This is a genomic window from Luteimonas pelagia (genome assembly GCF_054776035.1).
Map to the genome: position 1 here is coordinate 627236 of NZ_BAAHCG010000003.1, position 21838 is coordinate 649073.

The window sequence follows — 21838 nt, forward strand, 5'->3', positions numbered from 1 at the left end:
CGGCCGGCGTCAGCGCGCCGCCACCCCGGAGGCGGGCGACGCGTAGGCGGGATCGATCGGCACGTAGCCGGCGCGGGCCAGGCGCGCGGCGTGCGGTGCGGCATCGGCGTCCAGACCCAGCCGGTGCAGTGCACGGACGAAGGGGTCGAGGCGCTCGAACGGGAGGGGATCGTCGCCGGCCAGCCGGTCGCGCGCGGCCCGCCATGCGGCGGTCGCCGCTGCGGCGTCACCATCGCGCGCCGCGGCGTCGCCGGCCAGCAGGTCCAGGCGCGCATGCCAGACGCGGCCGGCGTCGCCCGCCGTGGTGGCGCCGCCATCGGCCTTCGGCGCGACGAGCGCGCGCGCCCGGTCGAGGAACGCATCGGTGCGCGCCGGCTCGCCGGCGGCGAGCGCGAACTCGGCCTCCAGCGCCAGCGCACGGGCCAGCCACGTGCGTACGCGCACGTTCTCCGGCTCGGCCGCGTGCGCGCGTTCGAACAGCGCCGTGGCCGCGCTCGCAGCCACAGGGTCGGGTGGATCGAGTCGAGCCTGCCACCAGCGGGCGCTTGCCAGCGAAGCGGTCCACAGGTTGTTCGCGGGATCCTGCGCGTGCAGTGCATGGGCCAGCGTGGCGGACTCGTCGACAACCGCACGCGTCCTGCCACTGTCGCCACGCTGGGCGCGCGCGTCGGCCGCCAGCAGCAGGGCGTCGACCAGCAGCTCCTTCCAGCGCGCGTTGTCCGGCTCCAGCGCGCGGTTGCGGCGCATGCCGTCGATCTGCTCGTCGAAGTACGCGTCGGCTTCGGCCAACCGCCCCTGGCGCAGCGCGAGCGTGCCAAGCCACGACGCCGTATTCGCGGCCTCGTAGCGCAGCGCCGCGTCGTCCGGCTGCGCGGCGGTCCACCCGCGGTACAGCGCCAGCTGCGCTCGCATCGCGGCCTCGGCCGCGTCCAGCCGTCCGCGACGCTCGTCCACGACGGCCAGGTTGTGGTGACCGTAGGCCACCTCGCGCTGCCAGGCGAAGTTCGCCGGGTCCATCGCCGCGAGTTCGATGGCGCTGTCGCGGTAGCGCGTCAGCCACGTGGCGGCATCGTCGAGCCGCCCTTGCTGGAGGGCGACGAACCCGATCCAGAACTCCGCCTGCGCCAGGTCGAACAGCCGCTGCCCATCGGCGGGCGCGCGCTCGCGCAGCGCGGTGCTGCGGGCGTGCGCCTCGCGGAAGGCCGCCATTGCCTCGGCGTGGTTGCCCTCGTCCAGCCGCACCTGGCCGATGCCGGTCAGCGAGCGCGCCTGCTCGGCCAGCGCCCGGTCGCTGAGGTCGCGCGGATCCAGCGCCGCGAAATACCCGGTGGCCTTGTCGTCGACCGCGCGCATGAGGTCCAGCCGGCCCACGGTCGCCAGCTTTTCGCGCAGGTCGCCGAGCATGAAGCCGACGATGTCCTCGGCCTGCGCCTGCCGGCGCTGCGCGTCGTTGCGGGCGATCCACGCGGTGGTGGCCAGCGACAGCGCGATCGCCATCCCGGCGAGCGATGCCGCCGCGACCAGTGCCAGCCGCCGGTGGCGGCGTTGCGCCTCGCGCTGCGCGAGCGCGTCGTAACCCACGCCGAGCAGGCCCGCGACCAGCTTGAGCAGGGCACGTTCGCGCCCGTCTCCGGCCTTGCGCGCGTCCGCGGCGAGCGGTTCGCGCGTCGCTCCGCCCGCGCCATCGGCCAGCAGCGCGGGGGGAAACGGGGTCGCGCCATCCTGGGGGCCGTCGACGATGAAGGCGAGCACCGGCGCGTCCGGGCGGAGCGCGCGGAAGGCCTCCACCTCGGCGTTCACCCACCGCGAGGCGGCGGCGGCGGGCGAGCACAGCACGACCAGCGTCTCGGATCCCGCCAGCGCCGCGCGCACCACATCGCTCAGGTCGCCTGCGGACGGGAGCTCGTCGCGATCACGGAACACGCGCCCCAGCCGGGCAGGCACCGGACCATCCCGGCCGCGCGTGCCCACCAGCCTGCGCGGCACGCGGTACCCCTCCAGGCGCTTGAGCAGCCACCGCGCCCAGGGCGCATCGGCGTGGCTGTAGCTGAGGAAGGCGCGATAACGCATCCCGGTCGCCCCGGCGAGGGTGACCCAGCCAACGCGGGGGGGTTCGGTCGCCGGCCACGACGCGCGGCACCGGCCCGGGGGCGGCCGGGACCGGAAAAGAAGGAGCCCGGCCAGTGGCCGGGCTCCGGGCATCGCGGCATCGGGGGAGAGAGACGCGCCGCGATGGTGCTGCTGCGGGGTTGGGCGCTTACCAGCTGAAGCGCGGGCCCACGAACCACTGGGTGTCGCCGTCGGCGATCTTGACGTCGCCGCTCACGCCCCAGTTCGGGGTGAACTTGTACTGCGCGCCCAGGCGGCCGTACACGTCGCCGTCGTAGGCATCACCGTCCTCGAAACCGGCCAGGGCATAGCCCTCCAGGTTCGTGGTGAGCGCGCTGCGCACGCCGACCTCGGCGCTGTAGCCGTCGGCATCCACGCCCACGTCGTCGGCCTGGAACTTCTCGTAGGCCACGCGCGTGACCAGGTCGGTGTTCGCGGTCACCGGGTGGTTGTAGCCCACGCCGGCGCGCCACTGGTCGAAGTCGAGGTCCGAATCCTCGATCTCCTGGTTCTGGTAGCCGCCGAACACGTGGAAGTTCGGATGCACGGCGAACGACGCATTGCCGCCGAAGCCGTCGGCGTCGCCGCTGTCGGTGTTGGTGGCGGTGTAGCCACCCTCGACGTAGTTGTAAGAAACGCCCTCGGCCGCATTCGCGGCGAACGGAAGGGCGGCCATCAGGGGAAGGGCAAGCAAAGTACGCTTCATGGGGGAAGCCTCTTGTTTCGAGTTATGGACCCCGCCGGTGCGGTCCCCGCATCGCTGCGGGGCACGAATCGCCGGGGCGGGGCGCAGTATCCGAGCGGGCACGCAACGGATGCTGAACCCGTGGACTTGTGCCGGGGGAACTTTTCAGCGATGTGCCCGCGGCGCGAACGTGGCGATGAATCCCCGAAATCCGCGAAATCCGCGTCATCCGCGTCATCAGCGCGGCCCTCGCCTAGTCGCCGCCCGCGTATCCAATCTGCCGCCAGGCCTCGAACACCACGACCGCGACCGCGTTGGACAGGTTGAGGCTGCGGTTTCCGGGGCGCATGGGCAGGCGCAGGCGCTGGCCGCCGGGAATCCGCGCGAGCACGTCGTCGGGCAGCCCGCGCGACTCGGCGCCGAACACGAACACGTCGCCCGCCGCGAAGCGCGGGGCGTCGAACCGGGTGCTGTTGCGCGTGGACAGCGCGAACACGCGCGGCGGCGCGTCGCGCTCCCGGGCGATCGACGCGAGCGCCGCGTCGACGCCGGGATGCACGCGCACCGGGGCGTACTCGTGGTAGTCGAGGCCGGCGCGCCGCAGCTGGCGGTCGTCCATCTCGAACCCCAGCGGCTCGACCAGGTGCAGCCGGGCGCCGGTGTTGGCGCACAGGCGGATCACGTTGCCGGTGTTGGGCGGGATCTCCGGCGCGACGAGGACGACGTCGAACATCGCTACGGCCGGGCCGAGGCGCGGCGCGTCACCACGGGATCGCGTCGCCCTTCCAGCTGATGAAGCGGCCGTTGTCCTTCGCCTTCAATCGCTCGACCTGCGCCAGCACGCCGGCGACCGCATCTTCCGGCAGCACCTCGGCCTTCTCCCCGCCCATGTCGGTGCGCACCCAGCCGGGACTGGTGGCGACGACCACGATCCCGCGCGGCCCGAGCGCCTGCGCCAGCTGCGCGGTCACCATGTTGAGCGCGGCCTTCGACACCGAATAGCTCGGCGTGCCGAAGCGCGCGGTCTCGGCCATCGAGCCCAGGCGCGAGGACAGCATCACCACCCGCGCGTCGTCCGCCAGCACGGGCGCGAGCGCCTGCGTCAGCAGCATCGGCCCGGCGGCATTCGTGCGGAACGTGTCGAGGAAGTTCTCCAGCTTCAGCGACCCGAACCGTTCTCCGGCGTGCAGGATGCCGGCGTTGTTGACGAGCAGGCCGATGCGGACGCCTTCGCCGAGGGCGAGCGGAATCTCCCGCGCCAGTTCGGCGTGCTGCTTCGCGTCGCCGACATCCAGCGGCAGCACCTTGAGCCGGCCCGGGTGTTCGCCGGCCAGTGAATTGAGCGCCGTGGCGCGTCCGGGTTGGCGGCAGGTCGCGACCACGCGGTGGCCGCGGGCCAGCAGCTGGCGGGTGAACTCGAGGCCCAGTCCACGGTTGGCACCGGTGACCAGGCAGGGGTCGGGGAGCGGCATCGCGGCAGTCTACGCCGCCGGCCCGCGCCCGGGTCGCGGCAGGGGCCGGTGCGCGCCCCGGACTTGTGGCCCATGCGCCGCCACGACCGGCGGCTAGGATGGCGTGGGGTCCCGCGCCCGCACGGGCCGCGACACGACCCACCCACGCCGTGAACCGACCACTTCCAAGGAGTGACCCATGCCTGTCGCCCGCCGGCCGCGCGCCGCCCTCAAGCACGGCGCCCTCGCGCTCGCCCTCACCGCGGCCCTCGGCAGCCTCGCCTTCGCACCGGCGCCGGCGCACGCGCAGGACGCCCCGGCCACCGCATCGGTCGACATCCCGTACGAGGAATTCACCTTGCCCAACGGGCTGCGCGTGATCGTGCACGAGGACCGCAAGGCGCCGATCGTGGCGGTCAACGTCTGGTACCACGTGGGCAGCAAGGACGAGCCCGCCGGCCGCAGCGGCTTCGCGCACCTGTTCGAACACCTGATGTTCCAGGGCAGCGAGAACTACGACGGCGAGTACTTCGAGCCGTTCGAGCTGGTCGGCGCCACCGACCAGAACGGCACCACCAACTCCGACCGCACCAACTACTTCCAGAACGTGCCGACCACCGCGCTGGACATGGCGCTGTTCATGGAATCCGACCGCATGGGCCACTTCCTCGGCGCGGTCGACCAGGCCCTGCTCGACGAGCAGCGCGGCGTCGTCCAGAACGAGAAGCGCCAGGGCGAGAACCAGCCCTACGGCCAGGTCTGGGAAAAGCTCGGCAAGGCGATGTACCCGAAGGGCCATCCCTACCACCACAGCACCATCGGCTCGATGGCCGACCTCAACGCCGCCTCGCTGGCCGACGTGCAGCAGTGGTTCCGCGCCTGGTACGGCCCGAACAACGCGGTGCTGGTGCTGGCCGGCGACATCGACGTGGAGACCGCGCGCGAGAAGGTCACGCGCTACTTCGGCGACATCCCGGCCGGCCCGGACATGGCGCAGCCGCCCGTCGACGTCGCCAAGCGCACGCAGGCGAGCCGCGAGGTGATGGAGGACAAGGTCCCGCAGGCCCGCGTGTACCGCCTGTGGAACGTCGCCGAGTACGGCAACCCCGACATCGAGCGCCTGCAGCTGCTCGCGCAGGTGCTGGGCGGCAGCAAGTCATCGCGCCTGGACACGCGCCTCGTGCACGGCGACAAGATCGCCGACCGCGTCAGCTCGGGCGTATGGACCTCGCAGCTCGGTTCCGCGTTCGTGGTCACCGCCGACGTCAAGCAGGGCGTCGAGGTGGCGACCGTCGAGAAGGCGATCGACGAAGAACTGCGCCGCCTGCTGGCGGATGGCCCGACCGCCTCGGAGCTCGAGCAGGCGCGTACGGTGATCCGCGCAGGCTTCATCCGCGGCATCGAGCGCATCGGCGGCTTCGGCGGCAAGGCCGACGTGCTGGCCGAGTGCGAGGTGTACACGGGCGAGCCGGACTGCTTCCGCGACGGCCTCGCCACGCTGGCCGCCGCGGACGTCGCCGGCGTGCGGGCCACCGGGCGCCAGTGGCTGTCCAGCGGCAGCCATACGCTGGTGGTCGAGCCGGGCGAGCGCACGCCGCTGGTCGAGGAACCGGCGGTCACGCCGGAACCGTTCGACCTGCCGCCCGTGGACCCGGATTACGGCACGGTGGCCTCGGATGTCGACCGCGCCGCCGGCCCGCCGATGCCCGAGCGCTTCCCGGACCTCAAGTTCCCCGAGCTGCAGCGCGCGACGCTGTCCAACGGCACGAAGGTGATCCTCGCCGAGCGCCACGACGTGCCGGTGGTGCAGATGAGCTACCTGTTCAACGGCGGCTATTCGGCCGACCAGGGCGGCAAGCTCGGCACCTCCAGCTTCACCATGGGCATGCTCGACGAGGGCGCGGGCGAGCTGGGCGCGCTCGCGTTCGCCAATGCCGCCGAGGCGCTGGGCGCGAGCCTGGGCGCGGGTGCGTCGCTGGACGGCGGCAACGCGTACATGTCCACGCTGAAGGAAAACCTCGACCCGTCGCTGGCGCTGTTCGCCGACATGCTGCGCGAGCCGCGCTTCGAGCAGGCCGAGATCGATCGCGTCAAGGCCAGCTGGATCGCCGGCATCGCGCAGGAGAAGGCGCGCCCGAACGGCGCCGCGCTGCGCGTGCTGCCGCCGCTGCTGTACGGCGAGGGCCATGCGTACGCGATGCCGTTCTCCGGCACCGGCACCGAGGCGTCGATCGCGTCGCTCACCCGGGACGACCTGGTCGCCTACCACCGCGACTGGGTGCGGCCCGAGGGGGCGACGCTCGTCGTCGTCGGCGACACGACGCTGTCGCAGGTCGTGCCGATGCTGGAGAAGCACTTCGGCGACTGGGACGGCACGGGCGCGGCGCCCGAGCCGGTCGAGGCCGCGAAGGTCGACCTGCCGGACGCGCCGCGCGTGTTCCTGATCGACCAGCCCGGCGCCGTGCAGGCCAACATCTTCGTCGGCCAGCTGGTGCCGTCCACGCGCGACGACGGCGCGACGACGCTGGAGATCGCCAACGCGGTGCTGGGCGGCGAGTTCTCCTCGCGCCTCAACATGAACCTGCGCGAGGACAAGCACTGGGCCTACGGCTCCTACAGCTTCGTCAGCGACGCGCAGGGGCAGCGCCCGTGGATCGCGTTCGCGCCGGTGCAGATCGACAGGACGGCCGAATCGCTGGCCGAGCTCAAGCGCGAGATCACCGACTACGCCACCGGCACCATGCCGCCGGCGGCAGCGGAGGTCGACAAGATCCAGGCCACCAACATCCGCGGCCTGCCCGGTGCGTACGAAACCGCCGGGGCCGTCATGGGCACGATCACGGGCATCGTCCGCTACGGTCGCCCGGACGACTACGTGCTGCGCCGCCGCGCGGAGATCGAGGCGATGTCCGATGCCGAGGTCGCCGCGGCCGCCGCGTCGATCGACCCGTCCGCGCTGACCTGGGTGGTGGTCGGCGACCTGGACCAGATCGAAGGCAAGGTGCGTGCGCTCGACCTGGGCACGGTCACCGTCGTCGACGCCGACGGCAAGCCGGTCGCCGACGCCGAGTGATGCCATGCGGGGCCGGGCATTCGCCCGGCCCCGTCATTGCCAACAGCGCCCGTCGCGTCCGATTCATCCCGCGCCCTCGCGCGCGGGACACAATCGACGCCCGAAGAACGACCCGGGGAGGCAGCCCGGTCCCGGGCGCAGCCCGATCCTTCCGAATCCGCACTGGAGTCCCGCATGGCCGCGATCCGCACCTCGATCCTGACCCTCGCCACCGCCACGCTGCTCGCCGGCGGCTGCACCTGGGTCCACATGGCCCCCGGGGCGAAGGACGTGCGCGTGTTGCCGCAGGGCACCCCGCCGGCCGGCTGCGAGAAGCGCGGCGAGATCGCGGTGACCGTCCGCGACAGCATCGCGTTCTACGAGCGCAACCAGCTGCGGGTGATCGAGGAGCTGGAGACCCTCGCCCGCAACGAGGCCCCGGCCATCGGCGCGGACACCATCCAGCCGCTCGGCCCGCCGGTCGAGGGCGACCAGCGCTTCGCGGCCTGGCGCTGCGGCGGCTGACCCCGACGCGTCGACCGCCATGGATCCCCGCCTCCGCGGGGATGACGCCGCGGTGTCTCCCACCACGTCATTCCCGCGAAGGCGGGAATCCACCCGCACCGGTACCCCCCCTGGCCGTCATTCCCGCGAAGGCGGGAATCCACCCGCACCGGTACCCCCCCTGGCCGTCATTCCCGCGAAGGCGGGAATCCATGCGGGTGGGCGCCGGCGACCCGTGGAGCCCCGCCTCCGCGGGGATGACGGCGCAGAGGGCCGCCCAGGGCCGCCCGCCCGCGCGGGACCGCCCCACCCCGCGGCCACATTCAATGTGTCCGGGGCGTTAAGCCGGTATCCTTGCGCGTCCCCCGTACCCTCCGGTACGCCGCGCCACGGTTGCAGTCCATGCTGTTCCAGCACGTCGCCATCGCGGGCCTCGCCCACATCGATGCCCCCCGCCGGCTGACGTCGGAGGAGATCCACGCCCGCCTGCGGCCCACGCTGGACCGCCTCGGCATCAAGGCCAACGTCCTCGAGGACGTCGCCGGCGTGCGCGAACGCCGGCTGTGGGACGGCGAGGTCCGCGCCTCGGACGCGGCGACCCTCGCCGGCGTCAAGGCGCTCGCCGACGCCGGCATCGACGCCGACCGCATCGGCCTGCTGGTCAACACCTCCGTCAGCCGCGACTACCTGGAGCCGTCCACGGCCAGCATCGTCTCCGGCAACCTGCGCCTGCCCGACACCTGCCAGAACTTCGACGTCGCCAACGCGTGCCTGGCGTTCCTCAACGGCATGGACATCGCCAGCCGCATGATCGAGCGCGGCGAGATCGACTACGCGCTGGTGGTCAACGGCGAAACCGCCGACCTCGCCTACGAGAAGACCCTCGAGCGCCTGTCCCGCCCGGACGTCACCGCCGACCAGTTCCGCGACGAGATGGCCACGCTCACCCTGGGCAGCGGCGCCGCGGCGATGGTGATGGCGCGCGCCGAGCTCGCCCCCGGCGCGCCGCGCTACCGCGGCGGCGTCACCCGCTCGGCCACCGAGTGGAACCAGCTGTGCCGCGGCGACCTGGTCCACGACCGCATGGTCGCCGACGGCCGCATGCTGATGATCGAAGGCCTCAAGCTGGGCCACAAGACGTTCGCCGCCGCGCGCTCGGCGCTCGGCTGGGCGGTCGAGGAGCTGGACCAGTTCGTCATCCACCAGGTCAGCAAGGCGCACACCAAGGCCTTCCTCAAGGCCTTCCGCATCGACCCGAAGAAGGTCATGACCATCTTCGGCGAACACGGCAACATCGGCCCGGCCTCGGTGCCGATCGTGCTGTCGAAGCTGCGCGAGATGGGCAGCCTGCAGAAGGGCAACCGGATCGCCCTGCTGGGCATCGGTTCGGGCCTGAACTGTTCGATGGCCGAGGTCGTGTGGTGAGTTCGCCCGCGCAGGGCGCCCACGGCACCCCGCGCTTCCCCGGCTACCCGTTCCAGCCGCGCCGGGTCGAGGTGCGGCCCGGCATCGCGATGTCCTGCGTGGACGAGGGGCCGCGCGACGGCGAGGTGGTGGTCATGCTCCACGGCAACCCGTCGTGGAGCTACTACTGGCGCCACCTGGTGTGCGGCCTGCGCGGTCGCTACCGGTGCCTGGCGCCGGACCACGTCGGCATGGGCCTGTCGGACAAGCCGGACGACGCGCCGGGTGCGTCGCCGCGCTACGACTACACGCTGCAGTCGCGCATCGAGGACCTCGACGCGCTGCTGGACGCGCTCGGGATCGACGGCCCGGTGACGCTGGCCGTGCACGACTGGGGCGGCATGGTCGGCCTCGGCTGGGCGCTGCGCGATCCGTCGCGCGTGCGCCGGCTGGTGGTGCTCAACACCGCCACCTTCCCGCTGCCCGAAAACAAGCCGCTGCCGTCCGCGCTGCGCTTCGGTCGCGACAGCGCGCTGGCCGCGTTCCTGATCCGTGCGTTCAACGCCTTCGCCTGGACCGCCGCGCACGTCGGCGTCGGCCGGCCGATGCCGGGCGCGGTGCGCCGCGCCTACCTCGCGCCCTACGACAGCTGGCGCAACCGCATCGCGACGCTGCGCTTCGTGCAGGACATCCCGCTGGACGCGCGCGACCGGGCCTGGTCGCTGGTCGAGGCGGCGGGCCGGCGGCTGCACGCGTTCGCCGACCGCCCGGTGTTCATCGGCTGGGGCCTGGCGGACTTCGTGTTCGACAAGCGCTGCCTCGACGTCTACCGCGCCGCCTGGCCGCAGGCGCAGGTGCATGCGTTCGAGCATGCCGACCACTACGTGCTCGAGGACGAGCACGCGCTGCTGGTGCCGAAGATCCGCGAGTTCCTCGACCGCAACCCGGTCGGGCGCCGTCCGGGCTGAGCCTCAGGCCGCGCGGCCGCGCCGCTCGCGCGCCAGGTGCACCAGCAGCAGCGAGATCGCCGCCGGCGTCATGCCGGGGATGCGCTGGGCCTGGCCGACGGTGACCGGCCGCACCTGCGCCAGCTTCTGCGCCACTTCCGCGGACAGCCCGCGCACCCGCGCGTAGTCGAAGCCGTCCGGGATCGCGGTCGACTCGTTGCGCTGCGCGCGCGCGATCTCCTCGCGCTGGCGTTCCAGGTAGCCCGCGTACTTCGCGCCGATCTCCACCTGTTCGGCGACGCCGGCGTCGTCCACCCCCGGGCCCAGGCCCGGCACGCGCATCAGCGCCACGTAGTCGAGTTCCGGCCGGCGCAGCAGCTCGACCGCGCTGGTCTCGCGCGACACCGGCACCTCGAGCGTGTCCGCTACCGCGCGGCCGAGCGCGTTGTTGGGGGCCGCCCACAGTGACGCGAGGCGTGACGTCTCGTGTTCGATCGCATCGCGCCGCGCCTCGAACGCCGCGAAGCGCGCGTCGTCGACCAGGCCGAGTTCGCGTCCGACCGGCGTCAGCCGCAGGTCCGCGTTGTCCTCGCGCAGCTGCAGCCGGTACTCGGCACGGCTGGTGAACATCCGGTACGGCTCGCTGGTGCCGTGCGTGGTCAGGTCGTCGACCAGCACGCCCAGGTAGGCTTGGTCGCGGCGCGGCGTCCAGCCCTCGTCGCCGCGGACGAAGCGCGCCGCGTTCACGCCTGCCAGCAGGCCCTGCGCCGCGGCCTCCTCGTAGCCGGTGGTGCCGTTGATCTGCCCCGCGAAGAACAGGCCGGCCACCGACTTCGTCTCCAACGTCGGCCTCAGCCCGCGCGGATCGAAGAAGTCGTATTCGATCGCGTAGCCCGGCCGGGTGACGTGCGCGCGCTCGAAGCCTCGGATGCTGCGGACGAGATCCAGCTGCACATCGAAGGGCAGGGAGGTCGAGATCCCGTTCGGATAGACCTCCACCACGTCCAGCCCTTCGGGCTCCACGAACACCTGGTGGCTCGCCTTCTCCGCGAAGCGCACCACCTTGTCCTCGATGCTCGGGCAGTAGCGCGGGCCGGTGCCCTCGATCTGGCCGGAATACAGCGGGCTGCGATCGAGCGCGCCGCGGATGATCTCGTGGGTGCGTTCGGTGGTGTGGGTGATCCAGCACGGCACCTGGCGCGGATGATCCTCGCGCGTGCCCATGAACGAGAACACCGGGCGCGGGTCGTCGCCCGGCTGGATCGCCATCGCGTCGTAGTCGAGGCTGCGCCCGTCCAGACGCGGCGGCGTGCCGGTCTTCAAACGGTCGACCACGAACGGCCCGTCGCGCAGGCGCTCGGCAAGCGTGGTGGCCGGCGGCTCCCCGGCGCGGCCGGCCGCGTGGGTCGCCTGGCCGACGTGCACCTTGCCGGCCAGGAACGTGCCCGCCGTCAGCACCACCGCGGGCGCGTCGAAGCGCAGCCCCGACTGCGTCACCACGCCGACCACGCGGCCGTGCTCGAACACGATGTCGTCGACCGCGGCCTGGAACAGCGACAGCCCCGGCTGGGCTTCGACGGCGCGCCGGATGAAGGCGCGGTACAGCGCGCGGTCGGCCTGGCAGCGCGTCGCGCGCACCGCCGGGCCCTTGCTGGCGTTGAGCCGCCGCCACTGGATGCCGGCCGCGTCGGCCGCGCGCGCCATCACGCCGCCGAGGGCGTCGATCTCGCGCACCAGATGGCCCTTGCCGATGCCGCCGATCGCCGGGTTGCAGCTCATCGCGCCCACGGTCTCGATCGCGTGGGTGAGCAGCAGCGTGCGCGCACCGGCGCGCGCGGCGGCGAGCGCGGCCTCGGTGCCGGCGTGGCCGCCGCCGACCACGATCACGTCATGGCGATGGAAATCGTTGGGCATGCGCGGGTCCTGCGGGCGCGGCGGGGCCGCGTGCGGGCGGGAGGGGATTCTAGCGCCGGTGCCGCGCCCGGCCCCGGCCAGCGGCGGCCGGATTGGCACGCTTCCTGCGTGCTACTCCTTGCACCCGACGTGGCGGATGTCGTGGCGCGGCATCGACCGGTATTGGAACAGGGGCCGGTCAGCGCACGGACGGGGAGGCGCGGGGTCGGATGTCGGGGGACATCCGACCCCATTTTTTTGCGCCCGCGGTCCGCGACGGACCGTTCCTGCCGTCCCGGCCGATCCACACCCGGAAAGCACGCAGGCCGCCTTGCGGCGGCCTGCGGGGTGAAGCGTCGACGCCCGGCGGGGGCGGAACAGGGGGGATCCGTGAGTCCCACCGGACGTCGACATCGGGCCTGACGCCGGTTGCGTCGAAAAGCGACGCATTGGGTCAGTCGCGGGCTAGCTTGCGGTCAAGTCCGCCCCGATGCAAGCGCCGCCCGGGCGGGCGGCGCGATGGGCCTCAATCCTCGCGCTCGAGGATCTGCCGGGCGCGCTCCAGGCGCGAGGTCGAGCTCGATTCACGGCGCGCCGGCGCGCGCTCCATCCGCGGGCGGACCGGCTCGCTGGTGCGCGGCGGCGCGGGGCGATCGGCGGTCACGCCGCCGGTGAAGCGGCGCGGCGGGAGCGGCTCGGCGTCGATCGGGCGGCGGCCACGCAGGTCGTCCAGCCCGCCCAGGTCGCGCCACGGCGGATCGCGGTCGTCGTCGTGGCGGCCACCACCGTCGCCACCGCCGTCGCCGGGCGGCGGACGGTGCACCGGCGGCCGTTCGACGCGGGGCCGGTAGTAGGGGTAGCCGTAGTAGGGCCAGCCGTACCAGGGATAGCCATGGCCGTAGCGGTGGTAGCCGTAGCCGTACGGGTAGCCATAGCCATAGCCATAGGGATAGCCGTAGCTGATGCCGATGCTCAGGCGGGAGCCGCCGTAGTACGGATAGCCGTAGCCGCCATGCCACGGGCCGTAGTCGCGGTAGCGGTACTCCACGGACGGCTGCCCGTAGTAGTAGTCGCCCGCCGCGCCGCCATGGCGGTAGCCGGGATAGGTCACGCAGCCGCTCACGGCCACGGCCGCCAGCGCCAGGAGCGCCGGGCGGATCATGCGGGTCAGGTTCATGGTGTCACCCCCTGTCACAGAGCCTGCACTGTCGTCCTCGCGGATTGAATGTGCCATTAACCCTCCGTGACGCGCGTTCGGCTTGCTGAACATGGCGCGCGGCGCGGCCGCCCGGATAGCATGCACGGATGCCCGATCCCGCCGTGGCGCTGCCCGCCTTCAACGACGTCCTCGCCGCGGCCGCGCGCATCGCGCCGCACGCCCACGCCACCCCGGTCCTGCGCTCGCGCGGGCTGGACGCGCTCGCCGGTTGCGAACTGCACTTCAAGGCCGAACCGCTGCAGCGCGCCGGCGCCTTCAAGTTCCGCGGCGCCTGCAACGCGGTGTGGTCGCTCGACGACGCCGGCGCGGCGCGCGGCGTGGTCACGCATTCGTCCGGCAACCATGGCGCCGCGCTCGCGCTGGCCGCGCGCACGCGCGGGATCGCCTGCCACGTGGTCGTGCCCGACGGCGCGGTGCCGGCCAAGCTGGCCGCCATCGAGGCCTATGGCGCGACCCTGCACCGCTGCGCGCCGACGATCGCCGCGCGCGAGGCCACCTGCGCGCGCGTGCAGGCCGAGACCGGCGCCGAGCTGGTGCATCCGTACGCGGACGCTCGGGTGATCGCGGGGCAGGGCACCGCGACCCTGGAACTGCTGGGACAGGCCGGGCCGCTGGAGGCGATCGTGCTGCCGGTCGGCGGCGGCGGGCTGGCCGCCGGCGCGTGCCTGGTGGCCGGCGCGCAGTCGCCCGCGCCGGACGTGGTGGTGGCCGAGCCGGTGGGCGCCGCCGACACCGCGAAGTCGCTGGTGGCCGGCGCCCGCGACGTCGACTTCGTCCCCGACACCGTCTGCGACGGCCTGCGCGGCACGCTCGGCGCGCCGAACTTCGAGATCCTGCGCCAGCACGCGGTGGGCGCGATCCTGGTGCGCGATGCCGACACGCTCGCGGCCATGCGCCTGCTCTGGCAGCGCCTGAAGCTGATCGTCGAGCCGTCCTCGGCGATCGCGCTGGCCGCGGTGCTCGCGCGGCGCGACCGCTTCGCCGGCCGGCGGGTGGGCGTGGTGCTGTCGGGCGGCAACGTCGACCTCGACGCCTGCCGCGGGCTGTTCGGCGCGGCATGACCGGGCCCGCGCCGGTGGCCGCCGCCGGGCAGCGCCCTACAATCCCCGCATGCTGAAGGTCGGCCGCATCGCCATCCCGGACAGCGAGCTGGTCGAGCGATTCGTGCGCGCGTCCGGTCCCGGGGGGCAGAACGTCAACAAGGTCGCCAGCGCGGTCGAACTGCGCTTCGACGTCGCCAACTCGCCGTCGCTGCCCGAACCGGTGCGCGCGCGCCTGCTCGCGCGCCGCGACCGGCGGGTGACCGCCGAGGGCGTGCTGGTCATCGCCGCGCAGCGCTTCCGCACCCAGGACCGCAACCGGGAGGACGCGCGCGAACGCCTGGCCGCGTTCGTCGCGCACGGCCTGGTGGTGCCGAAGGCGCGCATCGCGACGAAGCCCACCCGCGCCTCGCGCGAACGCCGCCTGGATGCCAAGCGCGCCCGCGGCCAGGTCAAGCGGGGCCGCGGCGGCGGCCGCGACTGGGACTGACCGGCCCGTGCATCCCGCGCATCCGCCCACCCCCGCGCGCGACGGCCCCGTGCTGCCACTGCCGCCCGCCGTGCCACGGCACCCGCGCAGCGGCTTCGGTCGCTGGCTGGGCCGCACGGTGCTCCGGCTGGGCGGCTGGCGGATGGTCGGCGCCTTCCCGGACCTGCCGCGCGCGGTGCTGATCGGCGTGCCGCACTCCTCGAACTGGGACGGGCTCTGGGGCTTCGCGGCCAAGCTCGCCCTGGGCCTGGACATCCGCATCCTCGGCAAGGACTCGCTGTTCCGGGTGCCGCTGCTGGGCGGGCTGCTGTCGCGGCTGGGCGTGATCCCGGTCGACCGCAGCGCCCCGCACGGGGTGGTCGCGCAGGCCGCGGCAATGATCTCGGGCGCCGAGCGCTTCTGGTTCGGCCTCGCGCCGGAAGGCACCCGCAAGCCGGTCGCCCGCTGGAAGACCGGGTTCTGGAAGATCGCCCACACCGCCGGGGTGCCGATCGTGCCGGCCTACTTCCACTACCCCGACAAGGTCATCGGCATCGGCCCGCCGTTCCTCCCGACCGATGACATGGAGGCGGACCTCGCCGCCCTGCGCGCCTGGTACCGCCCCTGGCAGGGCCGGCACCACGGCACGCCCTGACCCGCCACGATCCGCCCGGCGGCCAGTTCAGGCTCCGCCGTCCCTCCCCTCCAGCACGCCGCCCGTCGCCCGCCGCCCCGCGAATCGGCCGGGTTGGCCCGTCTTTTGCGTCCAATCCATGCACACGGTCACAGTTCCGGCGTGGCCCTCGCCGATCCGGCAAACGGATTCGGCACGCAGATTCAACAACAGGGGAACAGGGGATGCGCGTACTCATCACGGGCGGGGCGGGCTTCATCGGCTCGCACCTCGTCGACCTCCATATCGCCCGCGGCGACCACGTCCACGTGCTCGACGACCTGAGCACGGGCAACCGGGCGAACCTGGCCGCCCACCAGACCAACCCGTTCCTGCAGTTCGACGAGGGCGACCTCAACACCTGGGACGGCCTGGACGACGCCGTCGCCGCCGCCGACCGCGTCTACAACATGGCCGCGGTGGTCGGCATGTTCCGCGTGCTCGAGCAGCCGGTGGAGGTCACCAAGGTCAACACGATGGGCTGCGAGCGGCTGCTGCAGTGCATCGCCGACGCGGGCCACAAGCCGCAGACGGTGCTGATCTCCAGCTCCTCGGTGTACGGCCCGGCGAAATACGAGGACCTGCACGAGGAGGCCGACATCGTCGCCTCGCCCGACGCGCCGCTGCTCAACTACGCCATCAGCAAGCTCAGCAACGAGATCCAGGGCCGGGCCTACGCCGCCAAGTACGGCATGCCGGTGACCATCGCGCGCCTGTTCAACACCGTGGGCCTGCGCCAGTCCGGCCAGTACGGCTTCGTTGTGCCGCGCTTCGTGCAGCAGGCGCTGGCGGGCGAGCCGATCACCGTGTTCGGCGACGGCAGCCAGACCCGCTCGTTCTGCGACGTCCGCGACACCGCCGCCATGCTCGACACGCTTGCGCGGACCCCGGCGGCGAACGCCAAGGTGGTCAACGTCGGCAACATCCAGGAGATCACCATCCTCGAGCTCGCCGAGCTGGTGAAGGCGCGGGTGGGATCGGACTCGCCCATCCGCTACGTGCCCTACGCGCAGGCCTACGGCCAGTCGTTCGCGCAGATCCCGCAGCGCCGTCCGATCCTCGACCGGCTGCAGGCGCTCACCGGCTACCGCCACCGCTTCCCGCTGGTGCAGACCATCGACGACCTGTGCGCGCACTACCGGATGCAGCTGTCCAACCGACGCCCCGACGGGGACGCCGCCGACGTCGAACCGCTGCTGGCGAGCGCCTGACCATGCGCGCGCGCATCGCGCCGTGCGCCGCCGCGCTGGTGGCGGTCCTGGCCAGTTCCGGCGTTGCCGCGCAGGCCACCGATCCCGCCGCCGCGCCCGCGCCGGCGGACGATCCCTGGGCCCTCGGCGCGGTCTACACGCACAGCGACCTCGGCCCCGGCCGCGACGACTGGCAGCAGCTCGACCTGGACCTGTACCGCCGGGTCGGCCATGGCTGGGTGGTCCGCGGCGGCGCCACCACGCGGCGCCGGGACGACACCACCGACGCCACGCTGCTCGCCGGCGCGGAGTACCACACCGGCGCCTGGCGCTTCCACGGCAGCGTCGCGGCCACGCCCGACGCGGACTTCAGCTACGAGCGCGCCTACACGCTGGGCGCCGACTGGCGGGCCACCCCGTGGCTGTCGCTGCTGCTGGACGGGCGCCGCTTCGACTTCCCGCTGGGCGACCTGCGCGAGGTCCGTCCCGGCGCCACGTTCTGGTTCAACGACGACGCCACCGCCGTCACCCTGCGCTACACCGAGGGCGACGCCTTCGACGGCGTCCACTACGACGCCTGGTCGGTCCGCCTCGACCAGGTCCTGCTGGACGACCATCGCCTGTCCCTCGTCCACGCCCGCGGCACCGACCCGGAGCGCGATCCGGCCTTGCCCGGCGTACTGCTGACCGAGGGTGACTTCTACGCGGCGTACTACCGCTTCCCGGTGCGCGCCAACGGTCCCGAGCTCCTGTTCGGCGTCGAGTACGAGGACCGTGAACCCGCGTGGACCCGCAAGGGGATCGCGATCGGGTTCGTTACGAGGTTCTGACCATGGACAATCTCTACGCCTTCGCCCTCTACGGCACCGCGGTGCTCGGCATCGCCGTGCTGGCGCTGTCGGTCTACGCGGTGGCCAGCCGCTGGCTGTCGGAGCGGCAGCAGACGCGCGCCTCGCGCCTGCGACCGATGATGCGCGAACAGGTGGAGGCCTGGCTGGACGGCCGCGTCGCCTCGCCACACGTCGAGCGCGCACTCGCCCAGGATCCGAAACTCGCCACCGGCGTGTTGCTGGACGTCGCCAGCGGCACCATCCGCGCGCGCCAGGTGCGGCTGCAGGAGCTGGCCGAGGGCCTGGACCTGGAGCGACGCGCACTGGAGACCCTGGTCAGGGGCAGCCCCGCGCGCCGCGCCCGCGCCGCCGTCCGCCTGGGCTATCTCGGCAGCGAAGAGGCCGTGCCCGCCCTGCTGCACGCGCTCGGCGACGACCAGCTGGACGTGCGCCTGGCCGCCGCGCAGGCACTGGTGCAGATGCGCCATGCGCCCGCCGTGCTGCCGGTGCTGCGCGCGCTTGCGCTGCCGGGCCGCTGGCCGCTGCAGCGCGCGACCGAACTGGTCGCCGGCTTCGGCGACCTGGCCACCGTGCCGCTGCGCGACCTGCTGCGCGTGCGCCCCGGCACCCCGGAGCCGAGCACCAGCGAAGCCGCCGTGGCGCTGAACGTGCTCGGCTTGCTGCGCGAGCGCGAGGCGGCCACCGAGATCCTCGGCTGGCTCGACCGGTCCGATCCGGAACTGCGCGTGGCCGCCGCCCGTGCGCTGGGCGGGATGGCCGATCCGGCCGCGGTGCCCGCGCTGGCCCGCGCGCTGCGCGACGAAACCTGGGAAGTGCGCAGCATGGCCGCCAAGGCGCTGGGCCAGTCGGGCACGCCGGCGGCGGTCGCGCCCCTGCAGTCCGCGCTGTCCGACGCTGCGTGGTGGGTGCGCTTCAACGCCGCCCAGGCGCTCGCCTCGCTGGGCCACGACGGCCTGGAGGCGCTGCGGCACGCGTTGGCGACGCAGGACGACGCGTTCGCCCGCGACATCAGCCGGCAACTGCTCGAGGCGCGCAGCGAGCGCCGGCAGGAGGCCACGCCATGATCGACGCCATCGCCATCAGCCCCGACACGCTGGTCACCCTGCTCAACGGGATCTTCATCTACTACGCCGTGCTGCACGGGCTGTACCTGATGCTGATCCTGATCGGCGCCACGCAGCTGCGGCGCTACCACCAGGGCATCAACGTCGGCGACTTCAAGCGCATCGCCGAGTCGCCGCTCACCCTGCCGTTCACCGTGATCATCCCCGCCTACAACGAGGCCAAGGTGATCGGCGGCACCGTGGACGCCGCCCTCGGGCTGCGCTATCCCGAGCACGAGGTGATCGTCGTCAACGACGGGTCGTCCGACGACACCATGCAGGTGCTCATCGACCGCTACGGCCTGCGCAAGGTGAACCGGTTCGGCGCCAAGCGGCTGGACACCCAGCCGGTCCGCGGCGTGTACGAGTCCGCCGAACACCCGCACCTGCTGGTCATCGACAAGGGCAACGGCCAGCGCGCGGACGCCATCAACGCCGCCGCCAACCACGCGCGCTATCCGCTGCTGTGCATCATGGACGCGGACTGCATCTTCGAGGACGACGCGCTGCTGCGCGCGGTGCGCCCGTTCCTTCGCAGCCGCGACGTGATCGCCGCCGGCGGCATCGTGCGCCCGGCCAACGGCCTGGTGGTGCGCGACGGCCGCATCCAGGGCTTCGGCCTGCCGCGGCGCATGCTGCCGCTGGTGCAGGCGGTCGAGTACCTGCGCAGCTTCCAGTGGGCGCGGCTCGGCCTGGCGCGGCTCAACAGCATGCTGAGCATCTCCGGCGCGTTCATGGTGGTGCGCAAGGACGTGTTCATGCAGATGGGCGGCGTGGACGCGAAGACCATCACGGACGACATCGAATTCACCATCCGCCTCTACAAGTACGCGTACGACAACTCCCGCCCCGGTCACCGCCTCGAGGTCGACTACATCCCCGACCCGGTCTGCTACACCGAGGTGCCGGAGACCTGGCGCAGCTACCTGTCGCAGCGCAACCGCTGGCAGCGCGGCACGATGCAGGCGCTGTTCCGCCACTGGCGCATGACCTTCAACCCGAAGTACGGGCTGGCCGGGCTGTTCGGCATGCCGTTCTTCGTGCTGTTCGAGGTCTTCTCCGCGCTGGTCGAGGGCGCCAGCTACGTGCTGATCTTCTTCGTGGTCGTGGCGGGCCTGGCCACGGCGCAGCAGGTGTGGATGTTCATCGCCCTGGCCATCGTGCTGGGCACGTTCCTGTCGGTGGCCGCGGTGCTGCTGCAGGAGCGCACCCGCATGCGCGCGGCCACCAGCCGCGACCTGCTGCGGCTGCTCGGCGCGGCGCTGGTCGAGAACCTCGGCTACCACCAGGTCCACCTGCTCACGCGGATCGTGGGCACGTTCGACTTCGTGGTGCGCCGGCGCACCGACGTCGGCGCCACCGAGCGCCACGGCAGCTACCAGGACACCGCGCCGCAGGCCCCGCCGCCGCCCTCGCTGGCCAGGGCGGGGCGCTGACCGGCAGGCGTCCGGTCCGGGCGGGGGCGCGCGTTGCCCCCGTCAAGGCCGCCCTGCCAGGGACCGGCACCGGGACCCGCGCGGGGACGCGCCGGCCCGGCCCGGGCGGCGGCCGACCATGCCTTTGGGCACTACGACAGAGACGCCGCGGGCGCTAGGGTCGCGGCTTCCGACAGAGGAAACGACCATGCGCAACGCCATCCTGCTTTCCGGGCTCATCGCCCTGGCGGCCGCCTTCGCGGCCCATGCCGAGACCACCGCCGAGAAGCCCGACCTGGCCTTCATCCGCGCCCAGCAGATCGAGCTGCGCGGCCTGATCGAGAAGAAGGAAGGCGTCTTCGCCGACATCAGCGAAGTCGAGCGCAACGAGCTCGTGGTCCGCCAGAACCGCCTGCTCGCCACCCTGGATGGCGTGGCCGAGTTCACCGACCTGTCCAAGGAGGACCAGTTCGAGGTCTTCAACGAGCTGGAGTGGATCAACGCCACCGTCAACGATGCCCGCGGCGCCCAGGTGGTCTGCGAATACGTCCGCAAGACGGGCTCGCACCGCAAGGTGAAGGAGTGCAAGACCGTCGCCCAGCGCGACGCCGACCGCGAGGCCTCGCTGGAAGCGATGCGCGAATTCCGCGAAACCTACGGCCTGCCGAACAACTGATCCGGGCCCCGGCCGGGCCGCCACCGCGGCCCGGCCTGTCCTGCCCACGCCCCCGATGCCGTAAGGCTTCCGGAAGGGCCGGTGCTATCCTCGGCCCGTTCGCCCGGACGGGGGGCAGGATGAATGCGGATGCCAGCGCGCCGGTCTTTCCGGCGCGGGCCGACAGCGGCCTCTACGACCGCGATGCGGTCCTCAACGACGACGAGTTCGCCCTGTTCGAGCAGGTCGGGCGGTCGCGTCGCGTGGAGGGCGGCGAGGTGCTGTTCCGGCGCGGCGACCTGGGCGGCACGATGTACGTCATCGCCGAGGGCGAGGTGGACCTCGATTTCGGCGAGGACCTGACCACCAAGCGCCTGGGCGTCCACGAGTTCTTCGGTGAGCTCGGCCTGCTGATCGGCGACCACGCCCGCAGCGCCGACGCCATCGTCGTCTCCCCCGGCCGGCTGCTGGAACTCAACAAGCCCGAGTTCGAGCGCATCGCGCGCGAGTCGCCGGAAGGCCTGTCGAAGTTCCTCCGCCGAGCGATCCTGCGCGTGGTGCGCAGCGAGCAGAGCCTGCTGCGCCGCGTGCGCCGCCGCAACCTCGAGCTGCAGACCGCCGTCGACACCCTGCGCACGACCACCGCCCGCCTGGACCTGAGCGAGCAGATGGTGCGCACCGACGAGCTGACCGGCCTGCCCAACCGCCGCGGCCTGAGCCTGCACATGCAGAAGCGCCGCCAGCACGACAACCGCCGCGTGCGCGGCGTGGTGCTGGTGGACTGCGACGGCCTGAAGGCCTTCAACGACGTCCACGGCCACAACGTGGGCGACCGCGTGCTGCAGGGCGTGGCCGGGATCCTGCGCGGCGCGATCGATGACGACGAGATCGCCTGCCGCATGGGCAGCGACGAGTTCGCCCTGGTGCTGGAGACGGGCGACCGCGAGGCCATCCTGGCCCGCGCCCAGCGCGTGCAGGAGGCTGCCCGCGCCATGGTCGCGAATGCGCGCCCGAACCTGCCGCCGCCGATGGTCAAGCTCAGCATCGGTGCCTGCGCCATGCCGCCGCACCACCACTGGGACGACTGGTATGCGGTCGCGGATGCCGCCGTGCATCGTGCCAAGCACAAGGGCGGCGACTGCATCGAATGGGCCGACGACGCGCGCCGCGACTAGGAC

The 21838-nt window shown here is 72.8% G+C and carries 19 protein-coding genes; 13 read left to right on the plus strand and 6 right to left on the minus strand.

The features are described 5' to 3' along the window. Nucleotides 1-9 precede the first annotated feature (9 nt). The 4 genes from ACYU7H_RS11795 to ACYU7H_RS11810 form a co-directional block, all read right to left on the minus strand. Nucleotides 10-2070: a TIR domain-containing protein gene (locus ACYU7H_RS11795; protein ID WP_460814946.1), complete on the minus strand. Its 2061-nt coding sequence runs from the start codon at nt 2068-2070 to the stop codon at nt 10-12. A 187-nt stretch (nt 2071-2257) separates the two neighbouring features. Next, nucleotides 2258-2815, minus strand: a complete 558-nt coding sequence (locus tag ACYU7H_RS11800) for an OmpO family porin (protein WP_460814947.1) — start codon at nt 2813-2815, stop codon at nt 2258-2260. Between the two features lie 232 nt (nt 2816-3047). Further along, nucleotides 3048-3527, minus strand: a complete 480-nt coding sequence (locus ACYU7H_RS11805; protein ID WP_460814949.1) for a tRNA (cytidine(34)-2'-O)-methyltransferase — start codon at nt 3525-3527, stop codon at nt 3048-3050. 28 nt (nt 3528-3555) lie between these two features. After that, entirely contained in the window at nt 3556-4266 is a 711-nt protein-coding gene (locus tag ACYU7H_RS11810) for an SDR family oxidoreductase (protein ID WP_460814950.1), read from the minus strand. A 178-nt stretch (nt 4267-4444) separates the two neighbouring features. On the opposite strand from ACYU7H_RS11810, the gene ACYU7H_RS11815 reads away from it, so the two are divergent. The 4 genes from ACYU7H_RS11815 (at nt 4445) to ACYU7H_RS11830 (ending at nt 10173) form a co-directional block, all read left to right on the plus strand. Continuing rightward, entirely contained in the window at nt 4445-7318 is a 2874-nt protein-coding gene (locus tag ACYU7H_RS11815) for a M16 family metallopeptidase (protein WP_460814952.1), read from the plus strand. Between the two features lie 183 nt (nt 7319-7501). After that, nucleotides 7502-7822 carry a DUF4156 domain-containing protein gene (locus tag ACYU7H_RS11820; protein WP_460815054.1) on the plus strand — a complete coding sequence of 107 codons (321 nt, stop codon included), beginning with the start codon at nt 7502-7504 and terminating at the stop codon, nt 7820-7822. Between the two features lie 381 nt (nt 7823-8203). Further along, nucleotides 8204-9226: a 3-oxoacyl-ACP synthase III gene (locus tag ACYU7H_RS11825; RefSeq protein WP_460814954.1), complete on the plus strand. Its 1023-nt coding sequence runs from the start codon at nt 8204-8206 to the stop codon at nt 9224-9226. Between the two features lie 89 nt (nt 9227-9315). After that, on the plus strand, nt 9316-10173 hold the full coding sequence (locus tag ACYU7H_RS11830) for an alpha/beta fold hydrolase (RefSeq protein ID WP_460815056.1): 858 nt from the start codon (nt 9316-9318) through the stop codon (nt 10171-10173). Nucleotides 10174-10176: 3 nt separating this feature from the next. On the opposite strand, the gene mnmG is transcribed toward ACYU7H_RS11830, so the two are convergent. Both mnmG and ACYU7H_RS11840 read right to left on the minus strand, forming a co-directional pair. After that, nucleotides 10177-12066, minus strand: coding sequence for a tRNA uridine-5-carboxymethylaminomethyl(34) synthesis enzyme MnmG (gene mnmG, locus ACYU7H_RS11835; RefSeq protein ID WP_460814956.1), 1890 nt, complete (start codon nt 12064-12066; stop codon nt 10177-10179). Nucleotides 12067-12571: 505 nt separating this feature from the next. After that, nucleotides 12572-13222 (minus strand): hypothetical protein, encoded by a 651-nt coding sequence (locus ACYU7H_RS11840; RefSeq protein WP_460814958.1) that lies wholly within the window; start codon nt 13220-13222, stop codon nt 12572-12574. A 128-nt stretch (nt 13223-13350) separates the two neighbouring features. Here ACYU7H_RS11840 and ACYU7H_RS11845 point away from each other — a divergent pair, with 128 nt between their 5' ends. The 9 genes from ACYU7H_RS11845 (at nt 13351) to ACYU7H_RS11885 (ending at nt 21835) form a co-directional block, all read left to right on the plus strand. Beyond that, nucleotides 13351-14325: a pyridoxal-phosphate dependent enzyme gene (locus ACYU7H_RS11845; protein WP_460814960.1), complete on the plus strand. Its 975-nt coding sequence runs from the start codon at nt 13351-13353 to the stop codon at nt 14323-14325. Between the two features lie 49 nt (nt 14326-14374). After that, complete coding sequence (gene arfB, locus ACYU7H_RS11850; RefSeq protein WP_460814962.1) at nt 14375-14794, plus strand: alternative ribosome rescue aminoacyl-tRNA hydrolase ArfB; 420 nt, start codon at nt 14375-14377, stop codon at nt 14792-14794. Between the two features lie 7 nt (nt 14795-14801). Beyond that, the gene (locus tag ACYU7H_RS11855; RefSeq protein ID WP_460814963.1) at nt 14802-15428 is read left to right on the plus strand and encodes a 1-acyl-sn-glycerol-3-phosphate acyltransferase; all 627 of its coding nucleotides are present in this window, start codon (nt 14802-14804) and stop codon (nt 15426-15428) included. A gap of 203 nt (nt 15429-15631) precedes the next feature. Then, nucleotides 15632-16657, plus strand: a complete 1026-nt coding sequence (locus ACYU7H_RS11860; protein WP_460814965.1) for an NAD-dependent epimerase/dehydratase family protein — start codon at nt 15632-15634, stop codon at nt 16655-16657. 2 nt (nt 16658-16659) lie between these two features. Continuing rightward, entirely contained in the window at nt 16660-17466 is an 807-nt protein-coding gene (locus ACYU7H_RS11865; RefSeq protein ID WP_460814968.1) for a YaiO family outer membrane beta-barrel protein, read from the plus strand. A 2-nt stretch (nt 17467-17468) separates the two neighbouring features. Continuing rightward, a complete protein-coding gene (locus ACYU7H_RS11870; protein WP_460814970.1) occupies nt 17469-18551 on the plus strand; it encodes a HEAT repeat domain-containing protein in 1083 nt (360 codons plus the stop codon). Further along, on the plus strand, nt 18548-20026 hold the full coding sequence (locus tag ACYU7H_RS11875; RefSeq protein WP_460814972.1) for a glycosyltransferase family 2 protein: 1479 nt from the start codon (nt 18548-18550) through the stop codon (nt 20024-20026). The genes ACYU7H_RS11870 and ACYU7H_RS11875 overlap by 4 nt, the downstream gene beginning before the upstream one ends. A 187-nt stretch (nt 20027-20213) precedes the next feature. Then, nucleotides 20214-20681, plus strand: a complete 468-nt coding sequence (locus tag ACYU7H_RS11880) for a hypothetical protein (RefSeq protein ID WP_460814974.1) — start codon at nt 20214-20216, stop codon at nt 20679-20681. A 119-nt stretch (nt 20682-20800) separates the two neighbouring features. Then, entirely contained in the window at nt 20801-21835 is a 1035-nt protein-coding gene (locus ACYU7H_RS11885) for a GGDEF domain-containing protein (protein WP_460814975.1), read from the plus strand. Nucleotides 21836-21838: the final 3 nt, after the last annotated feature.